14 protein-coding genes and 1 riboswitch are annotated in these 15,624 nt (G+C 48.9%); of the genes, 4 read left to right on the top strand and 10 right to left on the bottom strand.

Going from position 1 to position 15,624, the window contains the following annotated elements:
* Nucleotides 1-23 precede the first annotated feature (23 nt).
* Nucleotides 24-1,280 carry an MFS transporter gene (locus BLT35_RS04230; RefSeq protein WP_074727092.1) on the top strand — a complete coding sequence of 419 codons (1,257 nt, stop codon included), beginning with the start codon at nt 24-26 and terminating at the stop codon, nt 1,278-1,280.
* Nucleotides 1,281-1,345: 65 nt separating this feature from the next.
* Here BLT35_RS04230 and BLT35_RS04225 read toward each other — a convergent pair whose 3' ends face one another.
* Entirely contained in the window at nt 1,346-2,155 is an 810-nt protein-coding gene (locus tag BLT35_RS04225; RefSeq protein WP_062409319.1) for a DUF2797 domain-containing protein, read from the bottom strand.
* A gap of 185 nt (nt 2,156-2,340) precedes the next feature.
* Between BLT35_RS04225 and BLT35_RS04220 the strand changes: the two genes are divergently transcribed.
* A complete protein-coding gene (locus BLT35_RS04220) occupies nt 2,341-3,438 on the top strand; it encodes a PRK06851 family protein (RefSeq protein ID WP_074727091.1) in 1,098 nt (365 codons plus the stop codon).
* An 81-nt stretch (nt 3,439-3,519) separates the two neighbouring features.
* Here the strand turns inward: BLT35_RS04220 and BLT35_RS04215 are convergent, their stop codons facing one another.
* The 9 genes from BLT35_RS04215 to BLT35_RS04175 all read right to left on the bottom strand — a co-directional run bounded on the left by BLT35_RS04215 (nt 3,520) and on the right by BLT35_RS04175 (nt 13,042).
* Nucleotides 3,520-4,185: a class II aldolase/adducin family protein gene (locus BLT35_RS04215; protein WP_062409321.1), complete on the bottom strand. Its 666-nt coding sequence runs from the start codon at nt 4,183-4,185 to the stop codon at nt 3,520-3,522.
* A gap of 126 nt (nt 4,186-4,311) precedes the next feature.
* Complete coding sequence (gene dhaL, locus BLT35_RS04210) at nt 4,312-4,968, bottom strand: dihydroxyacetone kinase subunit DhaL (protein ID WP_062409322.1); 657 nt, start codon at nt 4,966-4,968, stop codon at nt 4,312-4,314.
* Nucleotides 4,969-5,014: 46 nt separating this feature from the next.
* Nucleotides 5,015-6,016: a dihydroxyacetone kinase subunit DhaK gene (locus BLT35_RS04205; protein WP_074727208.1), complete on the bottom strand. Its 1,002-nt coding sequence runs from the start codon at nt 6,014-6,016 to the stop codon at nt 5,015-5,017.
* Nucleotides 6,017-6,087: 71 nt separating this feature from the next.
* Nucleotides 6,088-7,113, bottom strand: coding sequence for an ABC transporter permease (locus BLT35_RS04200; protein ID WP_082660823.1), 1,026 nt, complete (start codon nt 7,111-7,113; stop codon nt 6,088-6,090).
* Nucleotides 7,110-8,618 carry a sugar ABC transporter ATP-binding protein gene (locus tag BLT35_RS04195; RefSeq protein WP_074727090.1) on the bottom strand — a complete coding sequence of 503 codons (1,509 nt, stop codon included), beginning with the start codon at nt 8,616-8,618 and terminating at the stop codon, nt 7,110-7,112. The genes BLT35_RS04200 and BLT35_RS04195 overlap by 4 nt, the downstream gene beginning before the upstream one ends.
* A 76-nt stretch (nt 8,619-8,694) precedes the next feature.
* Nucleotides 8,695-9,747 (bottom strand): sugar ABC transporter substrate-binding protein, encoded by a 1,053-nt coding sequence (locus BLT35_RS04190; RefSeq protein WP_062409324.1) that lies wholly within the window; start codon nt 9,745-9,747, stop codon nt 8,695-8,697.
* Between the two features lie 181 nt (nt 9,748-9,928).
* Complete coding sequence (locus tag BLT35_RS04185) at nt 9,929-10,939, bottom strand: LacI family DNA-binding transcriptional regulator (RefSeq protein WP_074727089.1); 1,011 nt, start codon at nt 10,937-10,939, stop codon at nt 9,929-9,931.
* Between the two features lie 203 nt (nt 10,940-11,142).
* Complete coding sequence (locus BLT35_RS04180) at nt 11,143-12,432, bottom strand: nucleobase:cation symporter-2 family protein (RefSeq protein WP_062409326.1); 1,290 nt, start codon at nt 12,430-12,432, stop codon at nt 11,143-11,145.
* A 1-nt stretch (nt 12,433) separates the two neighbouring features.
* Nucleotides 12,434-13,042: a xanthine phosphoribosyltransferase gene (locus BLT35_RS04175; protein WP_074727088.1), complete on the bottom strand. Its 609-nt coding sequence runs from the start codon at nt 13,040-13,042 to the stop codon at nt 12,434-12,436.
* A 170-nt stretch (nt 13,043-13,212) separates the two neighbouring features.
* Nucleotides 13,213-13,316, bottom strand: a riboswitch (purine riboswitch).
* A gap of 499 nt (nt 13,317-13,815) precedes the next feature.
* Between BLT35_RS04175 and BLT35_RS04170 the strand changes: the two genes are divergently transcribed.
* Together BLT35_RS04170 and BLT35_RS04165 are read left to right on the top strand one after the other, a co-directional pair.
* On the top strand, nt 13,816-15,033 hold the full coding sequence (locus BLT35_RS04170) for a cation:proton antiporter (protein ID WP_062409328.1): 1,218 nt from the start codon (nt 13,816-13,818) through the stop codon (nt 15,031-15,033).
* Nucleotides 15,034-15,054: 21 nt separating this feature from the next.
* A complete protein-coding gene (locus BLT35_RS04165) occupies nt 15,055-15,543 on the top strand; it encodes a cation:proton antiporter regulatory subunit (protein WP_054818933.1) in 489 nt (162 codons plus the stop codon).
* The last annotated feature ends 81 nt before the right edge of the window (nt 15,544-15,624 follow it).

Here is a 15,624-nt window from a genome sequence, read left to right as displayed (position 1 = left end):
AATCGGGAAAGGAGCTTCCTGCCATGCAGGTACAAACCGGAGCAGCGGCTTCAGGACCGGTCTTTCAGAAGGCCCCGGAGTCCAACGTGAAACCAACCGTATTCCGCATACTGCTTGCCATCAGTTTAGTTCATTTGTTCAACGATTCGATTCAATCGATTATACCGGCGATTCTGCCTATTTTGAAGGATTCCATGAATTTGACCTACATGCAGTCTGGTCTTATTGTGTTTGCGTTAAACATGACCGCTTCGGTCATGCAGCCGGTCATCGGCCTTTATTCGGATCGCCGCCCTTCTCCCTACATGCTGCCCCTGGGAATGGGGTTCACCTTCATCGGGGTATTGGGATTGGCTCTGGCGCCGACGTATTGGATGGTTCTGCTGTCCGTGCTGCTCGTCGGACTCGGCTCCGCCGTTTTCCACCCGGAAGGCTCGCGCGTGGCATACATGGCCGGGGGCTCTAGGCGCGGACTAGCGCAATCGATCTTTCAGGTCGGCGGCAACTCAGGCCAATCCTTGGCTCCGATCATGACTGCCCTTATCTTCGTACCGCTCGGACAATTCGGAGCGATCTGGTTCACAGCCGTAGCCGGAATGGCCATTCTTGTCCAGCTCTTCATTTCCCGCTGGTACAGCGGGTATATCGCGGCTCATCGGCCCGCCGCAAAAAAGAACGGCGTACGGGTGATGAGTCCTCTGCGCAAAAAACAAATCACTTTCGCCGTCGTGACATTGATTTTTCTCGTGTTCGCCCGGTCTTGGTATCATGCGGGCGTGACCATTTATTATCCGTTTTACTTGATGGAAAAGTTCGGCATTCCTTTGGAAAAGGCCCAAATCTACATCTTCCTGTTCGCCGCGGCGGGCGCGCTCGGCACCTTCATGGGCGGTCCGCTGTCCGATAGATTCGGACGGCGCAACCTGATCTTCTTCTCCATGGTAGGCTCCGCGCCGCTGGCTGTGCTTTTGCCTTATGCCAATGCATTCTGGGCGTACGTCATTCTGCTCATCAATGGGTTTATCCTCTTGTCGAGCTTCTCCGTCACAGTAGTTTACGCTCAGGAACTGATCCCGGGCAAGATTGGCACCGTATCCGGACTCATCACGGGTTTGGCCTTCGGTCTCGGGGCACTGGGAGCCGTGGCGCTCGGCGGACTGATCGACATCCTGCACCTTCCCGCGGTCATGCAGATGGTCAGCTGCCTTCCGCTGATCGGCCTGCTGACCTTCTTCCTTCCGCGTGACCGCATCCTCAAGGAATGGGCGCAGGAAGGATAATGAAAAGCACGATACAACCAGGTTCAGGTGTATCGTGCTTTTGGCTTTCGGGAGTATCCGGAACATTACTGCGCCGCCTGCTCAACGCCGCGCGATATGGATACTCTGTATCCGCTGAACTTTTTTACATTCATGACCGCCTGCCCGAACATGAGGTAGCTGCCCTTGATGCCGATCAGACGATCCGTAATGACCGGTGATTTGTCCAGGTCATACGTCTTGATTTTCTGAACCGGCTCCAATTGCGGATAGAGGAATTCAAATACCTTCGTGTCGTCGAGCAGATACGGCTTAAAGGCTTCCGGAACGTGAGCGAGAATTTCATCTCTGCTTTGAAGCAGTTCAATCTCGCTGACTTCGCCCTTCAGCATTTTGCGCCAGTCCGTTTTGTCCATCACATGCTTGCTGAGCTCAAATTCCAGCTCTCCCGCAAGCTTTCTTGTCGGCAGCTCGGCAATCGGAATCGCCTGTACGGCTCCTTGATCCGTCCAGCGCTTCATTTGGTTGCCCTTTCGGGTCAGACCCACCTTGAGACCGCTGCTTACCGCCAGATAAACATAGTGCGGAACCATGCAATGGGTTTGGGCGAAAGCTTCATCCCTGCATGTTCCTTGATCAAAGTGGCATTCATGCGGTTTTACGATGCACAGGTCATTTTCGGCTAAAGCGATAAAGCATGGATAGCAGTAGCCGGAATTATATGTTTTTTTTATTTTTCTGCTGCAATGAATGCATCGGATTTCATGTAAAAACCGGATTTCAAGCTGCTCTCCAATCCAGTCATTCAGTTGAACTTCGTTTTCATCCAGCCGCAATATATATTGAACCGGAGATTCGTGCCGGTGCATAAAGCCTCTCAAAAAACCGCTATACATACGCTAGACCACTCCTGTATTATGTAGTATTGGAAATCTATCACTCTATTATCATTATATCTCCCCCGGTTGAAAAAGGATACTCAGGCTCCATGGATAACGCTGAGTTCTCCTGCACCCTTTTGACAGGGTTGTCATACGATAAACTATGCGCCATGACATTAGCCCGGAAAGGTGTGACGGTGATGAGTGGAATCGTCGAAAACTTCTATGCGAGCGGAAATACCGCTCGCGGCTTTGCCAACCTGTTCGATTCATCCATACAAGGTCTGGAGCGGCTTTTTATTTTAAAAGGGGGGCCGGTGACAGGAAAATCGAGTTTGATTCGGACGATAGGAAGCCGCTTGGCTGAGGAGTGCTATGATATCTGGCTGATTCATAGCCCTTCGGACAATGACGCGCTGGACGGTTTGATTATCCCCGCTCTAAAGGCGGGAGTCATCGATGGGACGGCCCTGCGTGAAATAGAACCCCTGGAGCCGGGGACGGTTGTGCGATACGTGAACTTGGAAGAGACCGTGGATGCGGCACGGCTTACCGCCCGGCAAACGGAGATCGAACTCCTGCATGAGACCATTCAGCAGGCCCATGAACGCGCATATGCCGGGTTTGCGGAAGCGCTGCGCATTCATGATGAATGGGAAACGGTTTATATCGCCAACATGAATTTTCAAGCAGCCGATGAACTGACGAATGAGTATATACAGCTCCTCTACGGCGATCGGAGATTGGAGAAGCGGAGCCGGGTAGACCACCGTTTTTTGGGAGCGGCCACTCCGAAAGGCGCGGTCGATTTTGTTCCGAATCTGACCGAAAATCTGAAAAGGTACTTCATTAAAGGCCGGGCCGGTTCAGGTAAGTCCACCCTGCTGAAAAAGCTCGCGGCCGCAGGGATGGAACGCGGCTTCGATGTGGAAATCTACCACTGCGGCTTCGACCCGAACAGTCTGGATATGGTCATCGTGCGGGAGTTGGGCTTCGCCATTTTTGACAGCACGGCGCCGCATGAGTATGATCCCGACCGCGCTTCCGACGAGATCGTGGATATGTATAAGCGCTGCATCCAACCGGGTACGGACGAAGCCCATGCGGATGCGTTAAGCGGCATCAAAGCGCGGTACGCCGTACAAATGAAAGCATCCATACAGCACCTGGCGCAGGCCAAATCGCTTCAGGATGAACTGGAGCAAATCTATGCCCAGTCCACGGATTTCCGCCGGATAGATCAGATCAAGGATGAAATTTTGCGGGAAATCTCCGGCTTGGCTGCGGTTCGTGACTGAGACGGCATTGACAGCAATAAGCATCTTCCCTCGTCAAGCTGAAGGAAGATGCTTTTCGCTGTTCCCGGTTTGATTTCCGAATTATACGGTTGACTTGGGCTGTCTGCCATGAATGCCGTACTTCTGTCTCATCCCTTCAAGCACCCGGACCTTGTCCTGCGGGATTTCATCCATCTTCCCCAGGCTCGATGCATAGTTCATGATTTTTGCCAAATGTTCTAACGATTCCATCTTATAATAAGCCGTCATCAGATCGATCCCCATCGTTGTCGCTCCATGATTTTTCAATAGAAAGCAATCATGCTCTGAAAGCAAATCGACGAAAGAGTCCGTTAATTCATCCGTGGAAGGCGTAGCATAGGGAGCAATCGGAACCTTCCCCAGCTCAAATACCGCTTCGGCCAGAATATATCGGTCTAAGGGTATGCCTGCAACGGCAAATGAGGTGGCGAATGGAGGATGGGCATGCACGACAGCGTTGACATCCGGACGCATTTCGTAAATTTTAAGATGCATCTTTAACTCTGAAGTGGGCTGATAGGTACCCTCGAGGACATGCCCCTGCCGATCGACAATGGATAGCATCCCAGCGGTCATATAGCCCTTGCTTTGCCGGGTAGGGGTAACCAATACCCGGTCGGCGTCCAATTTTACGCTGATGTTCCCGTCGTTGGACGCCACCCACTCTTTGCTGTACATTCGTTGTCCAATATCAAGAATCATGGCTTTGGCCTCATCCGGATTCATTCGGGACATTCACCTCCAAACCGGTTTTTCATTCAGGAGAGCTCCTTTCGGTGCCGAAACGATAACGGCAGTGAAATTCACCTTCATTTTACGGGTGTGCATGAGCGGCAGTGTGAACCCGCACCTCTATGCTGAAGTAAACGTCCCGGCATTGACATAGTTTGAAAATCCTTTAAAGAAGAGTGCGCCGACCGTAGCTCCCGGATCCTGAAGCCCGATGGAACGTTCGAGATACCTCCCGGCCCTGCCGTGTCTGGCCTGCATTTCAATGGTGTGCCTGGCACCCTTGTCTGCCGCAGCATAAGCCTCGTTAATCGTCTCCTTCAAAGACTTGCCTTCTTTCGCAGCCGCCTCTAATGCCTCCATCGCCGGAATAATCGAATCCAAAACCGTTTTTTCGCCAGCCTTCGCTTTACCGCGCTCCACTAAAGCGTGAACCATCGCTCTGGTCATTGTCAGCAAATCCTCGGCAGTCAATTCCGATTTGCCCTGAGTCACTTTCCCGCCACGGATGATGGCGGAAGCCATTAAGGTTCCCATCGTTGAAGCTACCGTTTCCCCCATCACCACAGCGCTATTCATCAATACGACACCGATATTCTCGTTGGAGGTATTCGGCAAGTTTTCAACCACGGCCCGAAATCCTTTCGACATCGTCAATCCGATATCGCCGTCTCCTAAAGCGCCATCCAGCTTACACAGGTAATCTTTGTTTTCATCCATAATTCTGCTGATCTCTTGTAAAATGTTTTTGATGTCTTGGACATTCAGTGTTTCTTTCATATGATCTCTCCTTGTCGCCAGCCTTTGTATCTTTGCAGGAAGTGATTTAATTCTGAATTCGAAACGGAGTGGCAAATGGGGCATCCAGCAGTTCGCGCAATTCATCGTCAAGACGCAGGATGGATATGGAGAGACCCGCCATCTCCAAGGATGTGGCATACTCGCCGATATAACGGTTATAGATATGGATCCCTTTCTCCTCTAACAGCTTATGAACAGACCGGTAAAAAATATATAGCTCTTCTAACGGCGTAGCGCCCAGTCCATTAATCAGAACAGACACATCGCTGCCCTTATCGATCGGCATATCCTGAAGAATGGCGGTGACCAGGGTTTGCGCCACTTCATCGGCGGTTTGAAGTTTTCCGCGTTGAATGCCCGGCTCCCCATGAATTCCCATCCCGATTTCCATTTCTCCCTCTCCGATTTCGAACGTAGGGCGGCCGACGGCAGGCAGAATGCAAGGGGTAAGGGCAACCCCCATGGTACGCACGTTTGAATTTGCTTTCTCGGCGATTCGTTTCACCTCATCGAGGCTGGCAAACTGCTCCGCTTTGGCAGCGGCTAATTTGTACAGGTAGAACATCCCCGCTACGCCTCGGCGTTGGTGTTCATATCCCTTCGGCATCGAGGCCGCATCATCGGTGGCCACGACCGTCTCCACACGAATACCGTCCAAATCGGCTAATTCAGCGGCCATATCAAAATTCATGACATCTCCGCCATAATTCCCGTAAATATATAAGACGCCTTCTCCGCCATGGATCGAACGGGTGACATCCAGCATTTGCTGCGAGCTTGGAGAAGCAAAAATGTCTCCTACCGCTACGCCGTCAAGCATTCCTTTGCCGACATAACCAAGAAATAAAGGAAGATGCCCGGAGCCCCCGCCGGTAGCGATAGCCACTTTCCCCTGGATAGGGGAATCAGCTCTAACCAGGGCGCGGTTATCGCTTCGGACGCTCTTCAATTGATCGGAATGGGCAATAAGCAAGCCTTCCAGCATATCATCCACTACGGTTTCAGGATCGTTAATAAATTTTTTCATCCCATTGGTTTTTTGCTCCATGATTGATCTTCCTCCAATAATTAAATGTTATAGAAATGCAGGCCATCCATTTATTTGGATTTTTTATTGCTTACAGAATCAATCAGCGCAGCTAAGAGGATAACCGCACCCATGATTAATCCCTGGTAGTGGGAAGATATATTCATGAGGTTCATGCCTGTATTTAATACGTTAATGAGCAGAACCCCGATCAGCGTGCCGAAAATAGTTCCCCTTCCGCCGGAAAGACTCGTTCCGCCAATCACCACAGCGGCGATGGCCATTAACTCCAGGTTTACTCCGGCGAGAGGCGTCCCGGACCCCAGCCTCGCGGTCATCATGAGTCCGCCGACCGCAGCCAATGTGCCGGCAATCACATATACCATCATTTCGATCCGTTTTACAGGAATACCGGAAACTTCAGCCGCCTTTTTGTTGCTTCCTATCGCATATACATGACGGCCGAATACCGTGTTAGACAGCACATAGCCGGCGATCAGGAACAATACCGCGGTAATCAGGATCATCACCGGAATACCCGCGATTTTGCCCATTCGGAGATATTGCAGGAACGGGTCCTTATATACCGAGATCGTTTGGGCATCGGAATATACAAGGGTAACCGAACGGGCCGCAGCCATCATTCCCAAAGTGACAATGAACGGCGCCATATGAAATCTGGTAATGAAGAATCCGTTGATGATGCCGCTTATCATCCCGATCAACAGCCCCGCCAGGATGGCTGCGATGATCGGTACGCCGGAATTAATCATACCTGCAATGACCATTCCGGTGACTGCAACAATCGAACCGACCCCCAGATCGATGCCGGCTGTAATAATGACATAAGTCATGCCGATGGCAACAATTCCCATGATGGCGCTTTGCAAAAAGATATTTTGAATGTTATCCATCCTTAAAAATTGTTCTGTAGATATAGAAAAAAATACGCAAAGCAGCAATAACGCGATAAGCACTTTATTTTTCGATAACCAGGCAAGCATCTGATTCTGTTGGTTCGCGTATAGTGCCTTCTTGCCGGCAATACCTATTTTGTCTGTGGAGGACTGATTGGCTGCCAAGTTTTCTTCGTTCATGTGTACCCCCCTCTTGTAGCGCAAAGCATAATTTTTTCAGGCGTGGCTTCCTCCCGATGGAATTCGCCGGTGATTCTTCCGCCGGCCATCACCAGAATCCGATCGCTCAGGCCAATCACCTCCGGCAATTCAGAAGAAATAAGAATAATAGCCGTACCTTGGGCGGCAAGCTCATGGATGATGTGATAAATTTCGGCTTTAGCTCCGATATCAATGCCTCGCGTAGGTTCATCCAGAATCAGAATCCTTGGTTGGGACTCCAGCCATTTCGCGATGATGACCTTCTGTTGATTGCCTCCGCTCAGGTTGGAAATCACGGTTTCCCCGCTGGGGGTCTTGATGCGGAGTTGGGCAATATACCGATCGGCAATTTCCCTTTCTTTCTTAAAATTGATTTTTTGAAGAAATCCGGATATATTTTTCAGGGTCGCGATCGTTACGTTTTGAATCACGGTAAAATGACCGATCAAGCCATGCTTTCGGCGATCTTCCGGAACCAGGGCGAACCCCTTTGCGATCGCATCCTGAGTCGATCGGATGTTGACCCGGCTCCCATGAACCATGAATTCCCCACCGGTAACCGGCTCCATTCCAAAAACAGATTCCATTAACTCGGTTCGGCCGGAGCCCATTAATCCGGAGAAGCCGAGAATTTCCCCTTTATGCAGCCGAAAAGAGATATTCTCAAATACGCCCTTTCGAGTGAAGTCCTTTACTTCCATCACCACTTCCCCGCCAGGCCGTCCCTTTCGTTGGGGAAAGATTTGCGTCATTTCCCTTCCGACCAGCATCCTCACAATCTGCTCCGGCTTCAGGTCGGCAGATAACCCTTCTCCGGCATTGCAGCCATCGCGAAGAACGACAATCCGATCGCAGATTTCGTAAATTTCCTCCATGCGGTGGGAGATGTAGATCGTCGCAATTCCTTTTGCCTTTAAAGAACGTATGATTTCAAACAGCTTTGCCGTTTCTTGTTCCGTAATCGCTGATGTGGGCTCATCCATAATGATCACTTTCGATTGAAAGGATAAGGCTTTCGCAATCTCTACCATCTGTTGGGCGCCCACGGTGAGCTCACCGACAAGGGTCTTCGGATGAATATGGAATCCAAGCTCATCAAGAAGCTGCTGGGCATCCTGGAACAGCTTTTTCTTATCCAATGCGATTCCTTTTTGCGGCAAGGATTGAATAAAAATATTTTCCGCTACGGTCAAATGAGGCAATAAATTGAGCTCCTGATGAATGATGCTGATTCCTGCGCTTTGGGAGTGCCTGGGACCCCGCAGAGATAATTTCTGATTTTCTAACCAGATCTCGCCGGTATCCGGTGTGTAGATGCCGCTTAATATTTTCATTAATGTCGATTTTCCGGCTCCGTTTTCCCCGAGAAGACCGATGACTTCACCTTTGTTCAATTCTAAATGAACTTGATCCAAGGCTTTGACCCCGGCAAAGGATTTGGAGATCCCCGTCATCTTCAATAAGGTTGCTGACTCAGCCACCATTGGCCCCCCTTATCTTGGTTTAGAAGAGTACGAATGGCGAAGCTGTACCCCTTTAAATTTCAATTTCGCGAATGGCTCAGTTCTTCAGTTCCGTTGCCCACAATTTTTCTTTATCTACATTCTCCTTGGTGACAAGGAAGTTACGGGTAAAGGTATGCTTTTCTACCGTTTTTTGATCCACCAGAGCCTGCTTCGCATATTCTACAGCCATTTCCCCCATCTCGATGGGAACTTGAGAAATCGTGGCATCGATTCGTCCATCTTTAATGGCCTGGATCGCTTGGCGGGTGCCGTCAATCCCAATAATGACGATATGCTCCTTATCTCCGATCGGCTTAAATCGTCCGGCTTGATCAATCGCATTGGCAGCGCCTACCGTATTGTCGTCATTATGTCCAAAGATCGCATCGATTTGGGCGTTGGCCTGGAGAATATTCGTCGTCACATTCAGCGCCTTCTCCTGGTTAAAGTCCGCCGCTTGGCGTGCAACGATTTTGATGTCCGGGTATTTCTGCTGCATCTGATCATTAAATCCCTTGCCTCGGTCGCGGGCTGCAGTCGTTCCTAACAGCCCTTGCAATTCCACCACATTTCCTATGTAATCCCCATTCTTTTCTTTCAATTTTTCCGCAATATAATCTGCTGCTTTACGTCCCATTTCCACGTTATCCGTTTCAAGGAAGGACAGCAATTCACCGGCCGAGGCACCCCGGTCCAAGGCGATCACGGGGATTTTCGCTTGATTCGCTTTTTCAATCGCAGGAACAATAGCATCGACATCCTGCGGGTTTACGATAATCGCGTCCACGCCTTTTTGAATCATATCCTCAATGTCGGCAACTTGCTTGGCTGCATCACCGTTGGCATTAGTATTAATGACTTGGTACCCGTTTTTAGCGGCCCCCTGCTCAACACCCTGCTTGAGCGCAACGAAAAAATCTATGCTTAAAATGGAGTTCGACATCCCGATGGTCAGCTTTCCATGATCCGGCTTGTTTTCCGCATTAGTGCCGGGCTCCGGAGTATTTTTAGCGGAAGAATTACCCGTTTCATTACTACTGTTCGATCCGCAAGCAGCCAGCAAAACCACCATGGTTACTGCAAAAAGCAAACTAAACATTTTTTTCATCGACATCACCCTCCATAATGTTGTAATGAGAACCGCCTTTTTACCATGCCTGAATCCAACCGAATGTAGCGACCAGTATTTTGATTTTTATACCCTGCATCACTCCCAACCTTGATGTAATCGCTTTCAATTAGAGTGAAACGTTTTACTGCATGCCTTAAATAAAACTTCTTGTGGTACTTTATGGTCTGACGTGAGTACCGCAAGAAGTCCCGATCGTTATTTTAGGCGTTACAAGAAACTCTTTAGGCTGGTCAACTTGCTTATCGAATTCGATCCTTTCAAAAAGGAGCTCGGAAGCGATTTTCCCTACTTCGCAGGGGTCTTCCTTCGCTAAAGTGAAGCTTGGACGCAACAGGCCATAGGTATCAATATCACCGAAGCCCGCCACCGATACTTCTTCCGGCACATGAACGCCCATATCCCATAAAGCTCTAACCGTTCCGGCTAAAGCCAAGTGATTCGTCGCATATATGCCCTCCGGCAATCCCGAATGCTCCAGATATTTTCGCACTTCTGCCGAAATGTGTCCGAGCGCCGCTCCGACTTCTAGAAACACTTGTGCGCTCATATCGAGCCCCAGAAGATGAATCGCTTTTTTGATACCGTTAACTCTTTCGATCTCGACCGAATGACGGAGGGCCCCATGGATAAAAAGAAATTTGCGGCGGCCATGCAAATACAAATGCTGAACCAGCGTGATCGAAGTATTGATGTTCTCATGGACTACCGTATCGAAGCGGGCATTTTCAACCTTTCTGTCAATCAAGATCACGGGAATGTTATTCGGCATATTGAGTTCATCCAAGTTGCTTCCTGTAGGCACCATGATAATACCGTCCACGCGCTTTTCCATCAGCCGCTGGAGCGCCTTCCTTTCTTCCTCCGGCCGGTTATTGTGAGAGCAGGAAATGAGATTGTACTCCATTTCCGTCGCCAGATTCTCGACTGATTTTATGATTTTCATCATGTACAGGTTGGAAATATCATCGACAATGATGCCGATCAAATGCGTCTTGGATTGTTTCAAGCTCCTGGCCACCGCATTTGGTTTATAATTTAATAGAGTAATTGCAAGCAGGACTCTTTCTCTGATCTTCTCGCTGACAAAGCCCGATTTGTTAATCACCTTCGAAACCGTACCGATGGAAACTCCCGCGGCGGCGGCTACATCTTTTATAGTCGGCGTCATGATCCACTCCTTAATGAAACGTTATTAAAAAATGAATAAAATGGGTCCGTTTGTCAGTAAAACGTTTCATTGAACTCATTATAAAACGATAGCGCTTTCATTTCAATGATAAATTTTAAAATTTTTCCTTTTTTGTTACTTTCCCGGCTTCATAAAAAAAATCGCCCCCAAAACCAGGTACGGGAGCGATTGGCAACGACGTATTAAGCTTCCTGAACAACCTCCGCGGCGGCGGCATTTCGCTTGGACAGGAACAGATTCAAAAGAATGGCGGTCAAGGAACCGGACACGATGCCGTTTTGCATTAACATTTTGGCGAAGCCCGGAAGCTGGTCGAACATCTGGGGAAGGGTGGCCGAGCCCAGACCGACAGCGATGCTGCAGGCGGCAATCAGCAGATTGTCTCCCTGGCGCAGGTCAACACCCGACAAAATCGATATCCCCGCGGCAGCGACCGATCCGAACATGACGATCATCGCACCCCCAAGCACCGCATTGGGAATGACGGTCGTTAAGGCCGCCAGCTTAGGCAGCAAGCCCAGAACAACCATGATGCCTCCCGCAGCAAAAATGACATCCCGTGATTTCACGCGAGTGAGCGTAATCAAGCCGACATTTTGAGAGAAAGCGGTATAAGGAAACGCATTGAAAATCCCGCCCAGCATAATGGCAAGACCTTCGGAACGCAGCCCGTTGACGATCTGCTTGTTCTCGACTTTTTGATCGGTGGCTTTGCCGACGGCAAAATAAACGCCTGTGGACTCCACCATGCTGACGATATTTACGATGATCATGGTAATAATCGCGGTGATGCTGATTTCAGGAATGCCGAAGTAAAAAGGCTGGGCAACGCTAATCCATGACGCTGACGAAACGGACGAGAAGCTGACGATACCCATGGCATAGCCTGCGGCCGTTCCGGCAATCAACCCGACAAGCACGGAAATGGCCCGTAAAAATCCGGTAGCCAACCGGTTCACTACAAGAATAACCAGCAGCGTGAACAGCGCGAGCAGCAAATGGCCCGGCTGGCCGAAATCGGGGCTCCCTTGACCGCCAGCGGCGTTGTTCATCGCTACCGGAATCAGGGAAAGACCGATAATCGTCACGACCGAACCGGTCACAACGGTAGGGAAAAATTTAAGCATCTTTCCATACAGCGGGGCGGCTAAAATAACGAATAAACCGGACAGGATAATGGCTCCGTACGCTGTCGCCAAATTCGACGTAGAGGCGATGGCAATGATCGGACCGACTGCCGTAAAGGTACATCCCAAAATAACGGGCAGCCCGCTGCCAAAATATTTTGTTCCCATCACCTGCAGGATCGTGGCGATGCCGCATGTAAATAAATCGGCCGCGATCAGATATGCGATTTGCGAGCTGGTCAGATTGAGCGCTCCCCCGACAATCAGCGGTACGATAACAGCCCCGGCATACATGGCCAGCACATGCTGAAAACCCAGGGTAATGACTTTTTGTTTGCTTAACATGCTACATTCTCCCTTGACCTTGATGGCATAAACGATGGTCTTGCACAAAATGAATCTCACCCGGCGACATCGAAGCAATCCGGGCCAAGGAATGTACAAGGACACCCTTTTTTTCCAGCAGACTGCGGCCTTCCTGAAAGCTTTTTTCGATCACGCAGCCTACCCCTACCAGCTCGGCTCCCGATTCTCTTACGATATCGACCAGCCCCGCCAGCGCCGCGCCTGTAGCCAGGAAATCATCTATAATCAGCACTTTATCGCCCGGGCTCAGGTATTTCTGCGAAACGCTAACCTGGTACATTTCTTGCCGGGTAAACGAATATACGGGTGCCGAATACACCTTCTCGGAAAGCGTGACGGCCTTCTTCTTTTTTGCATAAATAAAGGGGACATTCAGCGCAATTCCCGTCGCCATCGCAAACTGAATGCCGCTGGCCTCGATGGTCAGCACCTTGGTTACGGGCTTATCGCCGAACAACCGCGCAAACTCCCGTCCAATCTCCAATGCGAGCTGCGTATCCACCTGATGATTCAAAAACGAATCCACCTTCAGCACCGTGTCGGACAGAATCAATCCCTCTTGACGAATACGTTCCATCAATAATTCCATTCTGCGTTTATCGCTCCTTTTCCAACTGAAAAAGGACAGGCTCCTTGAGCAGTTCCTCTCAAGTGAAGCCTGTCCTTCTGGGTTTTTATCCCTTTTGGTGTAACACAAAAGTGTCCGCATCGCTTGGACCAGCCTTTCTTTCTTTGTAAAATCAAAAAAAGAAACGGAACCCTAGATGCGCTTTCACTCATAGTCGGCCGATTATAGTGGTCGGCCGGTAGAAACTTATGGGCCATATTCCCAAAATTATACGAGTTGTTGTATGAGGTTTTACCTTGTATATAGTACACACTCTTCTCCATCGTTTCAAGAGAAAATTTCACAACATCTGACACATTTCGCCGGTTTGAACATGATAGAACCATCTTGTGGCTTTCTTTAAACGTTGTCGCTTTGAAAACCTCTTTCAATAAGGCTTGTATAAAAGATTGGAAGGACGTGCGATATGGAATTGAACTGGACAAAAGCAGGGAATTTGTTATGATGTTGGTAAGCCCCGTATAGGGGTTATTTTATCGTATGGAGGGATTAGTCATGAGAAAAATGGCGTTTTCGAATCAAGCTTTCGTGTGTGCCATCAGCGGAAACGGGGGTGCTGCCTTTTTTGAACCCTAGGCGTTGCGATGAAGCGCGAAATGGATATTTTTACTGATATTACAACTACTGACGGGTCATACTAAGGCTGTGTCTATACCGGGACAGAATATTTTATGCAAAAGGGGTGAAGACTTTCTTTCAGGTTACCAAGTAAGAAACAACAGGGGGGATAAACATTGGATCATATGATTTTTGAGGTTGGAACCGCATTAATGTTAATTGCAATTGCTTCCGTCATTGCCGGCAAACTAAAGTTCTCCATCATACCCTTTTTAATTATTCTCGGCATGGTCGTCGGCCCGCATGCGCCGACACTCGGTATATTTGACTTTACATTTATAGAAAGCCAGGAAGTGATTTCATTCCTCGGGCGAATCGGGGTACTCTTTCTTCTATTTTACATAGGACTGGAGTTCTCTGTTTCCAAATTGATCAAATCCGGCCGTAACATTGTTTTTGGAGGAACAGTATACGTTCTACTGAACTTCTCGATTGGGTTAGCTTATGGTTTTTTGGTCAATTTCCCATTGTATGAAACTTTAATCATCGCTGGCATGCTGTCCGTATCCTCTACGGCGATCGTGGCTAAAGTTCTGGTTGACCTCAGACGTACCGGGAACTCCGAAACCGAGTTAATCCTGGGTATGATTTTGTTCGATGACCTTTTTCTTGCCGTATTCCTGTCGGTCATGTCAGGCCTGCTTCTGGGAGGCGCGACATCCATCGGAGGAATCCTTCTTTCTGTAGGGATCTCCATCGGGTATATGCTTTTGTTTTTCCTGATTGCCAGAAAAGGAACTCCTGTATTAAACAAATTGTTAAATATCACCTCAAATGAAATCTTTATTATTGTCGTATTTTCTACGTTATTTTTCATTGCCGGATTCTCAGAAACCTTACATGTAGCCGAAGCGATCGGCGCATTGTTGTTTGGCTTGGCTTTATCCGAAACGGAGCATAGCAAGAGAATTGAGCATCTGGTTATTCCATTCCGGGATTTCTTCGGTGCCGTGTTCTTCTTTAGCTTTGGTTTAAGTATTGATCCTCTAACCCTTGGCAATGCTGCATGGTTAGCTATTGGAGCCGTGCTGCTGACCATCCTGGGAAATATGATTTCCGGAATGATAGCCGGTCGCAAGGCAGGTCTGTCCCATAAGGCTTCTATGAATATCGGGCTTACCGTTATGGCGCGTGGGGAATTTACCATCATTGTAGCTAACTTAGGCGTAGCCGGAGGGCTAATGCCGCTGCTTAAACCATTTTCCGCTCTTTATGTCTTGGTATTGGCAATTGTTGGACCCCTGTTGGCAAAAGAGTCGAAACACATTTATAATGGCTTAAATAAAATATTCAAATGGAGCAAGTCACAAGAAAAGCTTAAAAATATGGGGTAATCCGAACGGAGGATATTGATAATGAGTACGATAAGAGAATGCGATCTGCCGGGGATCGGAAAAAAATTCCAGTTGGAAGCGAGATCGGGGGATAAAATGGTGATTGTCATTCATGACGACGGCAGAAGGGAACTATACCATTTCGAAGATGACGACCCGGACAAGACCATCTCCCAGGTCACCCTGGATGACGATGAAGCCAGACAGATCGCGGCTATCATCGGCGGAATGAACTATAAACCCCAAGCGTTGGAAACGATTGAGGTATCCCTAGACGAATTGGTTATTGAATGGTGCAAAGTCGAGTCGCACTTTAAATGCATTAATCAATCTATCGCTGAATTGCAAGTTCGTCAAAGGACCGGAGCCACGATCCTTGCCATTGTGGAGAAGCATCGACAGAAAATCAATCCCGGCCCGGATGACCGGCTGTCGGCGGATATGACGCTTGTTATAGCTGGAGAAAGAAAGCAAATTAAGCTGCTTAAAGATCTCTTAGTGAACGGATAATCAAAGAAGATCAAGTAAATACCAAAAATGGGAAGTACATCCGATTCATGAAGAAAACGGATGCACTTCTTTTTTCTTTGT

This window comes from Paenibacillus naphthalenovorans, assembly GCF_900099895.1.
GTDB lineage: Bacteria > Bacillota > Bacilli > Paenibacillales > NBRC-103111 > Paenibacillus_G > Paenibacillus_G naphthalenovorans.
The sequence above is the reverse complement of the archived record's forward strand: the minus strand, read 5'-3'. Positions and strand labels throughout refer to the sequence as shown.

Coding starts and splice junctions, on each gene's coding strand:
- BLT35_RS04230 (WP_074727092.1), top strand. CDS start 24: ATGCAGGTACAAACCGGAGCAGCGGCTTCAGGACCGGTCTTTCAGAAG.
- BLT35_RS04225 (WP_062409319.1), bottom strand. CDS start 2,155: ATGTATAGCGGTTTTTTGAGAGGCTTTATGCACCGGCACGAATCTCCG.
- BLT35_RS04220 (WP_074727091.1), top strand. CDS start 2,341: ATGAGTGGAATCGTCGAAAACTTCTATGCGAGCGGAAATACCGCTCGC.
- BLT35_RS04215 (WP_062409321.1), bottom strand. CDS start 4,185: ATGAATCCGGATGAGGCCAAAGCCATGATTCTTGATATTGGACAACGA.
- dhaL (WP_062409322.1), bottom strand. CDS start 4,968: ATGAAAGAAACACTGAATGTCCAAGACATCAAAAACATTTTACAAGAG.
- BLT35_RS04205 (WP_074727208.1), bottom strand. CDS start 6,016: ATGAAAAAATTTATTAACGATCCTGAAACCGTAGTGGATGATATGCTG.
- BLT35_RS04200 (WP_082660823.1), bottom strand. CDS start 7,113: ATGAACGAAGAAAACTTGGCAGCCAATCAGTCCTCCACAGACAAAATA.
- BLT35_RS04195 (WP_074727090.1), bottom strand. CDS start 8,618: ATGGTGGCTGAGTCAGCAACCTTATTGAAGATGACGGGGATCTCCAAA.
- BLT35_RS04190 (WP_062409324.1), bottom strand. CDS start 9,747: ATGAAAAAAATGTTTAGTTTGCTTTTTGCAGTAACCATGGTGGTTTTG.
- BLT35_RS04185 (WP_074727089.1), bottom strand. CDS start 10,939: ATGACGCCGACTATAAAAGATGTAGCCGCCGCCGCGGGAGTTTCCATC.
- BLT35_RS04180 (WP_062409326.1), bottom strand. CDS start 12,432: ATGTTAAGCAAACAAAAAGTCATTACCCTGGGTTTTCAGCATGTGCTG.
- BLT35_RS04175 (WP_074727088.1), bottom strand. CDS start 13,042: ATGGAATTATTGATGGAACGTATTCGTCAAGAGGGATTGATTCTGTCC.
- BLT35_RS04165 (WP_054818933.1), top strand. CDS start 15,055: ATGAGTACGATAAGAGAATGCGATCTGCCGGGGATCGGAAAAAAATTC.